This is a genomic window from Erysipelatoclostridium sp. An173, assembly GCF_963931465.1.
Classification (GTDB): domain Bacteria; phylum Bacillota_I; class Bacilli_A; order Erysipelotrichales; family Coprobacillaceae; genus Thomasclavelia; species Thomasclavelia merdavium.
In genome coordinates this window covers 2,721,083-2,734,932 of sequence record NZ_OZ007017.1, presented here as the reverse complement: position 1 = coordinate 2,734,932, position 13,850 = coordinate 2,721,083, and the positions used below count along the sequence as shown (strand labels likewise).

The 13,850-nt window shown below is 27.8% G+C and carries 7 protein-coding genes; 6 read left to right on the top strand and 1 reads right to left on the bottom strand.

Annotated features, from left to right (window positions below; all coding sequences use genetic code 11):
- Nucleotides 1-441: 441 nt before the first annotated feature.
- Nucleotides 442-4,515: a glucosaminidase domain-containing protein gene (locus ABGT36_RS13600; RefSeq protein ID WP_346678470.1), complete on the top strand. Its 4,074-nt coding sequence runs from the start codon at nt 442-444 to the stop codon at nt 4,513-4,515.
- A 369-nt stretch (nt 4,516-4,884) separates the two neighbouring features.
- On the opposite strand, the gene ABGT36_RS13595 is transcribed toward ABGT36_RS13600, so the two are convergent.
- The gene (locus ABGT36_RS13595) at nt 4,885-5,208 is read right to left on the bottom strand and encodes a phosphatase PAP2 family protein (protein ID WP_346678468.1); all 324 of its coding nucleotides are present in this window, start codon (nt 5,206-5,208) and stop codon (nt 4,885-4,887) included.
- Between the two features lie 293 nt (nt 5,209-5,501).
- On the opposite strand from ABGT36_RS13595, the gene ABGT36_RS13590 reads away from it, so the two are divergent.
- The 5 genes from ABGT36_RS13590 (at nt 5,502) to ABGT36_RS13570 (ending at nt 13,849) form a co-directional block, all read left to right on the top strand.
- Nucleotides 5,502-6,866: an exopolysaccharide biosynthesis polyprenyl glycosylphosphotransferase gene (locus ABGT36_RS13590; RefSeq protein ID WP_346678467.1), complete on the top strand. Its 1,365-nt coding sequence runs from the start codon at nt 5,502-5,504 to the stop codon at nt 6,864-6,866.
- A gap of 18 nt (nt 6,867-6,884) precedes the next feature.
- Nucleotides 6,885-9,626, top strand: coding sequence for a glycosyltransferase (locus tag ABGT36_RS13585; protein ID WP_346678465.1), 2,742 nt, complete (start codon nt 6,885-6,887; stop codon nt 9,624-9,626).
- Between the two features lie 118 nt (nt 9,627-9,744).
- Complete coding sequence (locus tag ABGT36_RS13580) at nt 9,745-10,860, top strand: ABC transporter ATP-binding protein (protein ID WP_346678464.1); 1,116 nt, start codon at nt 9,745-9,747, stop codon at nt 10,858-10,860.
- A 14-nt stretch (nt 10,861-10,874) separates the two neighbouring features.
- Nucleotides 10,875-11,648 (top strand): ABC transporter permease, encoded by a 774-nt coding sequence (locus ABGT36_RS13575; RefSeq protein ID WP_346678463.1) that lies wholly within the window; start codon nt 10,875-10,877, stop codon nt 11,646-11,648.
- A 20-nt stretch (nt 11,649-11,668) separates the two neighbouring features.
- Nucleotides 11,669-13,849, top strand: coding sequence for a glycosyltransferase (locus tag ABGT36_RS13570; RefSeq protein WP_346678462.1), 2,181 nt, complete (start codon nt 11,669-11,671; stop codon nt 13,847-13,849).
- Nucleotide 13,850: the final 1 nt, after the last annotated feature.

Below are 13,850 nucleotides of genomic sequence, written 5' to 3'. Positions count from 1 at the left end.
TCTATTAATTATATTAATTTACTTGATTAACCACTTCATACAGGTATGTAATTTCTTTCCTAGAAAAACCGCAAAATTACGGAAATTTGGTTTTGAAAAACTTTTATCAATTTTGGATTTATCTAAGTTTGAACGTACACCTGTGTCTAATGGTTAATCAAGTTAATTTATCTAAAAAAACGACATATTCGTGATATTTAATAACATTTTATAATTTCAAGGATTATTTTTGGTGGTAGTATCTGTAGATAATATAAAATAGGTTTGTTTTTATATTTGAAAAGTCTTATTATAACAAGAAATGAAGAAATAATAAAAAATAATTTATATATAATAATTATATATGATGAATTTATGATAATTTATAGATTTTTTAATAACGAATTGTTATAATTAAAAATGACAAATTATATTTATTTGTTAAATTAAAAGAAAGGAGATATGATATTGATAAGATGTTTTAAAAAATTATTTTTAATAGCTATTGTTTTTACAATGGTATTTAATTCTAGTATACCAGGCATAGTAAATTTATATGCAATTAATGATGAAAAATCTGATATTGTGGAAAATAGTAATGATAAAGATAACTATGAAGCTAAAGCGACACTAGATGCTGATCATGTGATTACAGCAATGGATGAAAACGGTAATGTAATACCGTTAGATGAAGTTGAAACAAAGATGCCAAGTGAGTCTGAAGATAGTGATGATAAAGAATTAAGTTTAGCTAAAAGTAGGATTAGTAATTCTTCAGTAGCTGTGGTGAATTTTAGAACAAAAAGTTCTTCTGGAATTAATACGTCATATACTGAAGTAACAACAGGTCGAGCTGGATATACAAATGGATATTATGCAGCTGATGGCGCTTTTTTAGGTTATGATAATGAATCAAATCCAACAAAAGTAAAATTTATGCAAGCTGGCGTTGTTGGTTGGGTTTCAATAAATGATGTAGAAGTTTTAGATTATACCTCTTCAAAGGTTGTAACAACTTCAAAATATTATGTTAGTAATGGTAGGTTATATCATGGTATAGTAACTAATTTATCAAACAGTAGTTATTCAAGTAAATTGGATTGTGGGATAGCTCCATCTTATTTAAAAGAAGGATATGATTACTATAGTTATGATGGACATTATTTCTATGAGAATAGTACATATTCTAGTTATGCAACAATGCTAAATGATTATAGAAATAATGTTAGAACTAATGCTGTAAATAGTTCATCACCGTATTATAATTATTATCAGTATCTTTCACATCGAAGCAAGACAACATATACAGCAGCTCAATTAAATAGTGCTATTAATGCTATGGTTGGATCAGCAGAAAATAGTTATAATCGTACATCTAAATTAAGAAATTTAGGGAATACTTTTATTTCTAATCAAAATGCATATGGTTCAAATGCGTTATTAATGTTAGCGGTAGCAGCAAATGAAAGTGCTTGGGGATGTAGTAATATTGCAGCAAATAAAAATAATTTATTTGGACACGCTGCTTATGATAGTGATCCTAATGGTAGTTCAAATGCGTATTCATCAGTAGATTATAGTGTTTATTATCATGCAGCTATTTTTGTATCAAAAGGATATCTTGATCCTATCACTGATAATCGCTATTATGGAGCAAATTTAGGTGACAAAGGTAGTGGTATGAATGTTAAATATGCATCAGATCCTTATTGGGGAGAAAAAGGTGCTTCAATTTGTTGGAAAATTGATAACTATTTAGGAAATAGTGATTCTAAAAATTATACCATTGCCATTAAAGATACAATAAATACTAATCATTCAGTAAGTAATATAAAAAGTAATGCAAATAGTTCGTCTACAACATTATATTCTACATATCCAGTAAGTTCGAAAACTACATATCGTAATTATGCACCTTCAAATTATCCGTTTATTATTATTGGTGAGAGTGGAGATTATTACAAGATTCAAACAGATGGGGTTGTTAATGCTAATAGAAATGGAATATTGGTACAGTCAGAGTATAATTACGATAATGGCTATGGATATATTCCTAAATCAAGTGTAGCAGTAGTGAAAGAAGGAATTTATACTGGTAATGATCAAAATACCTCAAATACTGTAGGTGCAAGTAGTGGTAAAGACAGTAATGAGCCACATATTTCATATTCAGCTAATTCTGAATCAGTAGGGTGGTTGGAAACTGTAACTGAACCTAATACTGCAGGTACTACTGGTAGATCACTAGATTTGTATCAATTAAAAATAGGTTTATCAAATGTGGGTAAATCAGTTGTTTTATCTGGAAAAGTTTATAGTAATGGTTCTTGGTTAAATTATGATAAAATTTCATCTACAACAGTCATAGGAAACAGTAATAAACCAATGGAGTTAGTGAATTTTACAATTGCTAATCTATCAGGGTACAAATTACAATATCGTGTTCATAGTGCTGATATTGGTTGGCAAAGTTGGATTGATCAAGGAAACAATGCTGGAACATCTGGATATGCAATTCAAGCAATTGATTTTAGATTAATCAAAGATGATTCAATTGTTAGTAATCCATCTGTTTATTATCGAGCTCATGTAGAACAAGATGGATGGTTAAGCTATGTAGGTGACAGTGAAACTGCAGGAACTGTTGGTAATTCGTTAGGTTTAGAAGCGTTTAATATTGGAATAGATAATTTAAATGATTATAAATTAGTAGTTAAAACTTATGATAATACTAATGGTTGGAAAACATATGAAAATGTTTCAGATAGCACTATAATAGGATCTGTAGGACAATCATTATCATTAAATGCTATTTCTGCATCCCTAACTAACGACTTAGGATATATAATTGAATATCAAGTTCATTTGTCAAATAAAGGATGGACTTCATGGAAAAAACAGGGAGAAGTATGTGGAAATAATTCTGGTGTTGAAGAAATAGAAGCAGTTAGATTCAGAGTTGTCGAAAGTGATGTCCCAACTAAAATAACTCTAAATAAATCATCATTAAATTTATATGTCAATAAGAGCGAAACTCTCTCAGTTAAGTTTACACCTGCATCTACTTCAGATAGATTAACCTGGACAACAAGCAATAAAGAAGTTGCAGAAGTAGACAGCAATGGAAAAGTAACAGGGAAAAGTGAAGGAACAGCAACAATAACAGTAAAAACAAGCAATGGGCTTACAGCCAGCTGTAAAGTAACAGTCACAAAACAAACCCCAATATTAACTTATCAAGCACATGTAGAAGATATTGGTTGGCAAGAATATGTTAAAGATGGTCAAAAAGCCGGTACAACAGAACAATCAAAACAAATAGAAGCAATAAAAATTCAATTGTCTAATATTGAAAGTTATGATGGTAACATACAGTATCAAAGTCATGTTGAAAATCTTGGCTGGCAAGATTGGCGTCAAAATAATGAAATATCAGGAACAACCGGTGAATCAAAACAAATAGAAGCAATTCGCATACAATTAACAGGAGAATTGGCAGAAAGTTATGATATTTATTATCGAGTACATGTACAGGAGTTAGGCTGGATGGACTGGGCAAGCAATGGAGCGAGTGCCGGAACAGCGGGCTATAGTTATCGAATCGAAGCGATAGAAATCAGATTAGTGGAAAAAGGAAAAGGAGCTCCAGGAGCAACGGAGAAACCATTTGTACAGCATTATGTAAGCTATAAAACACATGCTCAGGATTATGGATGGTTATCGAAGGTTTATGATGGAAACATATCAGGAACAACTGGAGAATCAAAAAGATTAGAAGCATTAATGATTTCGTTAGAAGGAGCCCAATATAGTGGAAGTATAGAATACCAATCACATGTACAAGATATAGGATGGCAGAACTGGGTAAGCAATGGAGCAATATCTGGAACGACAAATCAGTCAAAACAGATAGAAGCTATAAAAATAAAACTTACAGGAGATATGTCAAATCATTATGATATTTATTATCGAGTGCATGTACAAGAGTTAGGCTGGATGGACTGGGCAAGCAATGGAGCGAGTGCTGGAACAGCAGGATATAGTTATCGGATAGAAGCTATACAAATAGAATTAGTAGAAAAAGGTGAAAAAGCTCCAGGAAATACAGAAAAACCATTTGTACAACATTATGTAAGCTATAAAACACATGCTCAGGATTATGGATGGTTATCGAAGGTTTATGATGGGAATTTATCAGGAACAGCGAATCAGTCAAAAAAATTAGAAGCGATAACAATGGCATTAGAAGGAGCACAGTATAGTGGAAATATAGAATATCGTACACATATAGAAGATATAGGATGGCAAAATTGGCGAGTTAATGGAGCAATGGCCGGAACAACAGGACAATCTAAAGGTATAGAAGCGATAGAAATCAGATTGACAGGAGAGATGGCAAAACATTATAACGTTGAATATCGAGTATATGTGGAAGGTAAAGGTTGGCAAAGTAAAATGAAGAATGGGGAAACAGCCGGAACAACAGGAGAATCCAGACAGATAGAGGCAATAGAGATAACGCTTATTGAAAAATAAATAGTTAAGAAAGTATATAAAATAGATGAGTGAAATCTAAAATGAACCTCCGTAATTTGGATACCTAAATAACGGAGGTTCATTTTTATTGACTATTTAATATTCATACAAGAATATTAAATAAAAAGCCCTTTTGAAGACTAGCATGTAAAAGCGTTGTGTTTATCGTTATTGAAAGAGTGAATACTCTGTGCAACAGGATAGTCTTACAGAGTGAATTCATACCATATTTTTTAGGTGTAGTGATTATGATAATAAAGTTGAAAAATAAGAATATTTTTCATATAATTTATTTATCAAAATATAAATAGACGTTTTTATATTATATTTTTTATAAAATTCACTCTATTATGATTATGTAAATGATTATTAAATCATATTTATTACAAAAGCAATTATAATACTAGCAGCGACATCAGTAATGTAATGAACACCAGATAATAATCTAACGATAGTAATTGTTCCAGCTAATGTTGAAAGTAGAAGTCCCATATTAGGGCCGTAATGTAATACAGCTAAAGCAGTGGAAACAGATAATGCAACATGGATGCTTGGAAAAGAGCGTCCTTTTTTTCTGCTACCATCAATTGGAACTAAATCATATTTTTCTGAAGGACGTTTTCTATCGATAATGATTCTTAATATAACAGTAACAATAAGAACGGCTATTGGTTCTGAAGTTAATACTAACATGTTTCCAGATTTGTTAAGAAAAATTTTTAGTAAAAATAGGGAATAGAATATTGCTACTATGTAAGGACAAAATTTTGATGCAAAATGAACACATGATTTTATAAAAGAGTGTTTCCACATAAATTTATTTATACTAATATAAAAGAATTTCATAAATACCTCCAGTGAGATTTATATGTATATTATACAATATTTATTGATATAAACAATCTAAATGAGGGTTTAAACTGATAAAAGATAGAAATAATAAGTGTATTAAGGTATAATTAGGCTAGAATTGTCGAGGTGGAATAATGAATCGAAAATTAATGCCAATTATGTTATTTGTAATTGAAGTAGTGATGTATTATTTTATTTGTTTGTATTTTGCAATGGATAAAGAACTGATTATAGGATCAGGTATTTTATATTTTTTATTTATGGTTATATATGGACATTATTCTTTAAAGACATGTTTGATATGGAACGAAATAAGACAACTTGCTAAATCAAGTTTTTGTTTTTATATTGCTTTATTAGTATTGGTTCCTAGATCAACAGGTTATGAAAGAAGAATGCATTTAACTATTATGGTTATTTCTATGTTCTTTATTAGTCTATTGGCATCTAGATTTTTGAGAATTGCTTTTAGAGAACAGTTTGCAAGAAAAACATTAGTAATTGGCACAGGATATGAAGCTGCACGATTAGGTAAGATTTCCAATAATAACCGTTTTGCATTAACAGAAGTAAAAGGTTATGTTGATATTAATGATACTGATCAGTTATATGGTTTTAAACAGGAAAATCTAATAAAAAAGAGTCCTGTTTATGGTTATTGTGATATGGATAAGGCTATAGATGCTTTAAATATTGAACAAATAATTATTGCTATTCCTGAAGCTGATCAGCAGGTAATAGATAAAGTTATGAGTGATATTCATGGAAAAGTTGAATCTGTAAAATATTTACCTGACGTAAATGGGACAATGACTTTTTCATCTGAAGTTCAAGATTTTGACGGTCAATTATTAATTGCGACATCTAATGATAAGATGAGTGTGTTTGACCGTGCTTTTAAACGTATAATAGATATTATGGCAGGATTAGCAGGAGTTATTACATTAATCCCTTTAACAATATTTGTAAAATATAAATATGTAAAAAGTGGCGATCATGATAGTATCTTTTTTTCTCAAGAAAGAATAGGAAAAGATGGGAAATTAATAAAGATTTATAAATTTAGATCAATGGTTCCTAATGCAGAAGAAGTGCTTGAACGCTTAATGGAAGAAGATCCAGCGATAAAAGAGGAATATTTGACCAATAAAAAATTAAAACATGATCCTAGAATTACACCAGTAGGAGATTTTTTAAGAAAAACATCATTAGATGAATGGCCACAGTTTTATAATGTATTAAAAGGTGAGATGAGTTTTATTGGTCCAAGACCATATTTACCTCGAGAAAAGGAAGATATGGGGCAGTTTTATGATTCTATTATTAAACTAAAACCCGGAGTAACTGGTATGTGGCAAGCTAACGGGAGAAGTGATGTTGAGTTTAGTTATCGTTGTAAATTAGATGATTACTATTACCATAATTGGTCAATTTGGCTAGATTTTACAATTATGTATAAAACTGTTAAAAGTGTAGTTTATGGAAAAGGTTCGTTATGATAAAAGAGAGGTACGATAATGATATATGATAAATTAAGTATAAAAGAAGGTAAATTTATTAGGTCTGAAAATATAATTGAAAAAGAAGATAGTTGGCAATTTATAAAAAATGATCCGCAAATTTTTATTAGTTTTGAAAAGTCGATAAAAGGAGCAAGATTTATTTTTGAAATTGAAAGAGCTAATATAGATTTTTTGAATACAGTTATATATTTTAGAACAGAAAATAATAATTTTAGTGAGCAAAATAAAGTATCATTTCAATTAAATACTAAAGAGCGAACTAGTCATGAAATATATTTTTTTGAAGATGTTTGTGAAATTAGATTAGATATACATGATGCAGATGAAATTATTAAAGTTAAAGATATTACAATTGAAGTTTTAGATGATCATGATAATGTTATGACATGCTTGAAAAAAAATATAAATATTAGTAATAATGAAGAAAAAATAGTTTTGCTGAGTCATGATTTGTCAGGAACTGGAGCGCCTATATTAGCATATAATATAGCTAAAAGTTTGCAACAGTTAAATAAAGATGTTGTTGTTTTAGTTGGACAAAGTACTGTGAGTTTTCTGCTAAAAAAATATAGAGAAAGTAACATACCAGTAATTTTTCTAGACGATAATAGATACAATTATTCTAATGCACATGTTTGTTTAAATTATAATAGGATAAAAGAGTATACTGGAGATGAATATGTAAATATTATATTAGAAATGTTAAGAAACGAAGGTTTTTCTAATGTGATAACAAATACAGTAGTAGGTGGTAAGTTTGTTAAAAATCTCAAAAATTATAATTTTAAGATAATTTCCCTTATTCATGAAATGAAAACAACAATAGAATTATATGGTTTTTATAACTATGGAAAAGATATATCTATTTACTCTGACTATATAGTTTTTCCAGATGAGACAGTAAAAAATGATTTTGAAAATTTATATAAAAAGATCAATGGTAAATGCTTAATTAGACCGCAAGGAGTGTATTTAAATAAAAAAATTGAGGGTAATAAAAATAATTTTGATTTTTCTAATTATGGATTTAGTTTAGATGATTATATAATAATGAACTCAGGAACTTGTGAGCTTAGAAAAGGAATAGATTTATTTCTTGAAAGTGCAACTATATTGAAAAACATTTGTGATAGAAATATACATTACGTATGGACTGGTAATTTTGGGGGGAATAGAGAATTAGAGGGATGGATTAGAAATCAGATAAAAAAATCAAATTTGGAATCTAATTTTCATATCATTCCTTTTATTGAAAATCAAGATGAATATAAGACATTGTTGTCTAATGTCAATATTTTTTGGTCAACATCTAGAGAAGATCCATTTCCTTCAGTTGTTTTAGAAGCTCTAAATTATAATATTACAGTTATCGGATTTAAAAATGCTGGAGGAATAAATACGATGCTAGATAATAATAGAGGTTACTTAATTGATGATTTTAATGTAGCTCAATTAGCATCGATATCAAAGCAAATAATAGAAGCAGATACTGATGAATTAGATTATAATAGTATAAATGATTTTTTAAATACTTTAAAATTTAAAGATTATGTTGATTTTTTAAGTAATACATTTAATTATCAAGAAATAGTAAAACCAAGTTTAGATTTATTTAAATGGAAAAAAAGTAGTAAACTACATTATTACGAATTACAACTACCAAATAAAACTTATGAAGAAAAAGAAGCTCAATTGCAATATGTAATTAAAAACAATAAGAAAAGAAGAATAAAATATGCAAATGATATAGTTTTACTAGACACTGCTATCGGGTCAGATAATGTTGGAGATGAAATTATTATGTCATATTGTGAAAAAATATGTAAAGACATTTTCAAAAATTCTAACTTTTTGCATATTCCAACACATATTTATGATGATAAATCGGAAAATATCAGTAACAATTTTAAAATATTATGTGGGACAAATTTGATTTATAAGAAAATGGAAGAGTCAAGACAATTATCAATTCCTAATAACTTAGAATCAATGAAAAATATTTGTTTACTAGGAGTAGGAATGCAACAAATTGGATTAGAAGAAGATATGAGTAATTATAGTAAACAATTATTAAACTTTATTTTATCTTCTGATGTAATTCATTCAGTGAAAGATAATGAAACTAAGATACAATTAGAAAACATAGGAATTACTAATGTCTTAAATACAAGCTGTCCGACTATGTGGGCTTTGACACCAGAACATTGTAAAAAAATACCAGTGAAAAAAGCTAATGCCGTTTTAACAACTGTGACTGATTATATGCAAGATAGTGAAATTGATGTTAAAATGCTGGAAATTTTAAAAAATAATTATTCAAAGGTATATATATGGGTTCAAGGTCAATATGATTATGAATATTTACAATCACTTACAGATTTAAAGGATTTTATAATTATTCCTCCTTCATTAGAGGAATTAGATAAAATTTTAAAAAATGAGGATATTGATTATATAGGAACAAGATTGCATGCTGGAATTCGAAGTTTGAATTTCTTAAAAAGAAGTTTAATTATTGCTGTAGACAATCATGCAAGAGCTATACATAATGATACTAATTTACCAATAATGGAGAGATATGAAATAGAAGAAAATTTAGCTAATTGGATCAATTCTACGCATGAAACAAATATTAATTTACCAATGGATGCTATTAATAAATGGATAAATCAATTTAATCAAAAATCTTTGCATGATAGTAAATTTAAAAAGATTATTGCGAACTTTAAAATCTAGATAGTAGATTTTATGTTAAATATTTTTAGTGTTTTTCAAATATATACTGATATTGAATATAAATTATATCCATGATATTATACAATTGTTTGTAAAGTGGTGTAAAATAGGAGGAATTATGAAATCTGAAAATGCAATAGAAGTCAGAAATTTATATAAAAAATTTAAAGTACAATATGATAAACCAACTACATTAAAGGAAAGATTGGTTAGTTTATTTAAAAAGAATAATATTGAATATCACGAAGTATTGAAAAATATAAATATCGATATAAAAAAAGGTGAAACAGTTGCTTTAATTGGAACAAATGGTAGCGGGAAGTCAACATTATTAAAATTAATGACACAGATATTATATCCAGATAAAGGAACTTTAGAAACAAATGGTAAGCTTACATCATTATTAGAATTAGGAGCTGGTTTCCATCCTGATTTTACAGGACGTGAAAATATATATTTTAACGCTTCAATATTTGGTTTAAGCAAAAGAGAAATTGAAAAAAGGATAGACGATATAATAGAGTTTTCTGAACTTTCAGAATTTATAGATAATCCAGTTAGAACATATTCTTCTGGTATGTATATGAGATTAGCTTTTTCAATTGCAATAAATGTAGATGCTGATATATTATTGATAGATGAAATTTTAGCTGTTGGAGATCAGCATTTCCAGGAAAAATGTTTTGCAAAATTAAAAGAATTACGAAATACCGATAGGACAATTGTAATAGTATCGCATAGTTTAGATACTATAAAAGATTTGTGTACTCGAGCTATTTGGCTTTATAAAGGGGAATTTCGTTTAGATGGAGATCCAGCATATGTAATAAATGAATATCTGAAGCAACAAAGAGAAGCATATAAAAAAGGTGAGATTAAGCACGAAGATTTAGATATTCAAAGTAAATCTATAATTTTTATAGATAAACCAAAAGGATTTGATAGTATATCGACAGAAACATTAAAAGTTGAAGGTTGGAAAGTTACCGATTTAAATCAATTTACATTTGAATTGTATTTAGATAATAAATTAATAGAAAATATTGAGTATGAGGAACGAAGTGACGTATTTGAAGCCTATAAAAATGATTATCCTGATTTGAAAAAAGAAGATATTGGGTGGTATGCAACTATCGATGGTATAAGTTGTGGAGAACACCGGATTACTGTACTTTTAAAAGATGAGGACGGTATAGAACTTGCTAAGAAGGAGGTGAATTTCTCCCAAAAATAAATGGAGAAATTAAGATGAAATTATTCCATAATCTATACAATTATCGAGAGTTATTAAAATCTAATGTTAAAAAAGAAATAAGGGGTAAATATAAGGGGTCATTTTTAGGAATTTTATGGTCGTTTATAAATCCTTTATTACAGACTATAGTTTACACAATTGTCTTTTCTATTATTATGAAAAGCACAATGGAAAATTATTTAATATATGTAGTTACAGGAATTATTCCATGGAATTTCTTTTTAACATCTATGGTCCAAGGAATGACAACTGTAAAAGCAAATGCTGGAATAATAAAAAAAGTATATTTTCCAAGGGAAATTTTGCCAATTTCAGTAGTTTTAAGTGGGTTAGTAAATTTCTTTATTTCATGTATAATTATAATACTATTTTGTATTTTTTCTGGTGTAGGAATTTCATGGCATATAATTATTGTGCCATTTGTTGCGGTACTTCAATTCTTGTTTACTTTAGGTTTAGTCTTTGCTTTGAGTGCAATTAATGTATATATTCAAGATACTGAATACATAGTACAGTTTGTTTTGAATATGGCTTTTTATGCAACACCAATATTATATTTACCATCAGTATTGCCTTCTTTGTTTCAACAGGTTTTAAATTTAAATCCTATGACACATATTTTAGTAGCTTATAGGGATGCGTTTATGTATCATACTTTACCTGGTTTGAAAACAATGACTATTCTGACAATAATTTCAGTTTTGATATGTTTTATAGGATATAAAATATTTAAAAAATTAGAAAAAAAATTCGCTGAGCAAATCTAAATTTGAGAGGAGAACAGTTTATGCGCTGTGATATAATTATACCTATTTACAATGCACTAGATTATGTAAAAAAATGCGTTGATAGTGTTAGAAAGAATACTGATTTAAAAGAAAATAGATTAGTATTAATAGATGATAAAAGTCCAGATACTAAAGTAAAGGAATATTTAAATCAATTAGAAAAAGAAATTAGTAATGAAAATATAATTATACTTTATAATGAAGAAAACTTAGGTTTTGTTGGAACTGTTAATAAAGGGATGAAATATTCGAATAACGATGTGTTACTTCTAAATAGTGATACTGAAGTTTCTGAAAATTGGTTGGAAAGAATGAAAAAATGTGCATATAGCGAAAAAAACGTTGCAACAGTAACGGCACTTTCAAATAATGCAACACTTGCATCAGTTCCTATGGGATTACAAGCAAACGAGCTTCCTAAAAATATGTCTTTTGATGAATATGCAAAAATAGTTGCAGAAAATTCAATTAGAAGATATCCCCAATTGCCAACAGCTCATGGTTTTTGTATGTATATAAGACGCGAAGCAATCGAAAATGTAGGCTATTTTGATGCAAAAACTTTTGGTAAAGGATACGGTGAAGAAAACGATTTTTCTTATAGATGTATGGATTTTGGATATAAGCATTTATTGTGTGATGATGTCATTGTATATCATAAAGAAAGCCAATCGTTTACTGAATCAAAAAAAGATTTAATAGAAAATAATTTGAAAATTTTACAAAAAAGATATCCATCATATGTAAGTAAAACAGATTTATGGCTTAAAAGATTTCCAATAAAAGATATTTGTCAAAATGTGACCTATTCTATAAATTTATATGAAAGAAAAAATATTCTTTTTATAGTACATGATTGGTCTAATATTGATGATAATGTTGGCGGAACAACATTACATTGTCTTGATTTGATTCAAGCACTAAGAACAGAATATAACATTCATGTATTAGCACCAGAAGGTAACATATATAAAGTGCATTCTTATTTTAAAGATGATGAGGAAATATTAAAATTTAATAGAATTCATAATAACGCAGGACTAACTAATTTGTATGATAAAGATTATGGTAAGTTAGTAGAAAAGATTATAGATGGTTTAAATATTGATATTATTCATATTCATCATATGATTGGGCATTATTTTGATATCGTAGATATAGCTAAAGAAAAAAAATTAAAGCTTATTTATACAATTCATGATTTTTATTGTTTGTGTCCAAGTATAAATATGCTCTATAACATGGAAAAATGTTGTTTGTATATAGATAATAAAAATTGTAGAGAATGTTTAAATAATAAATTAGGAATAAATAATAATATTATTAATACTTGGCAAATGAGATGGAAAAAATTTTTACAAGATATGGATGTTGTGCTAACACCTTCTAAATCTACAAAAGAAATTATTGAAAATGTATATTCAGATGTTGACTGTTTAGCTATAGAACATGGTATAAATATAAGTAAAGTTAATAGCAATTTAAATTATGATGATAATATGAATATAGCTTTTGTTGGAGTAATGGCAAAACATAAAGGCGCTGAAGTTGTTCAAAACTTAATTAAAAATATTAAAGATGATAATATTACTTTTCATTTATTTGGAGATTCTGAATACCCTTCATTAAAAAAAGATACGAAAAATTACAAATATCATGGACGATATAAAAGAGAAGATTTACCAAAATTATTGAAAGAAAATAATATTCATCTTGTTTGTAATTTATCTATATGGCCTGAAACATATTCTTATACTTTAACTGAAACAATTTCCTGTGGAGTACCTGTTTTAAGTTATAATATTGGTGCAGTTGCTGAAAGAATTGAAAAAAATGGATTTGGATGGACTGTTCCACTTGATTATACAAATAAAGATTTAGAAAAGTATATAATAGATTTAAAAAACGATAAAATTGGATATAAGAAAGTAATTGAAAATTTAAATGCTTATAAAATAAAAACAATCGATGATATGATTTTAGAATATAAGCAAATATATACAATTAATAATATGCACATCAATAATAAAATTGGTTATTTAATATCGGAACAAACCGATGAAGATAATGCATATTTTGCAAATCTTGATGAAATATTAAATTCACGGAGATGGAAACTTGTTTCAAGAATTCAGTTACCTGATCCAATTAAAAAAGTTGTTAGAAAAATTATAAAATAAA

Bases quoted from the DNA above. Each gene is read 5' to 3' on its own strand.
- ABGT36_RS13600 (WP_346678470.1), top strand. From the start codon at position 442: ATGATATTGATAAGATGTTTTAAAAAATTATTTTTAATAGCTATTGTT.
- ABGT36_RS13585 (WP_346678465.1), top strand. From the start codon at position 6,885: ATGATATATGATAAATTAAGTATAAAAGAAGGTAAATTTATTAGGTCT.
- ABGT36_RS13575 (WP_346678463.1), top strand. From the start codon at position 10,875: ATGAAATTATTCCATAATCTATACAATTATCGAGAGTTATTAAAATCT.
- ABGT36_RS13590 (WP_346678467.1), top strand. From the start codon at position 5,502: ATGAATCGAAAATTAATGCCAATTATGTTATTTGTAATTGAAGTAGTG.
- ABGT36_RS13570 (WP_346678462.1), top strand. From the start codon at position 11,669: ATGCGCTGTGATATAATTATACCTATTTACAATGCACTAGATTATGTA.
- ABGT36_RS13580 (WP_346678464.1), top strand. From the start codon at position 9,745: ATGAAATCTGAAAATGCAATAGAAGTCAGAAATTTATATAAAAAATTT.
- ABGT36_RS13595 (WP_346678468.1), bottom strand. From the start codon at position 5,208: ATGTTAGTATTAACTTCAGAACCAATAGCCGTTCTTATTGTTACTGTT.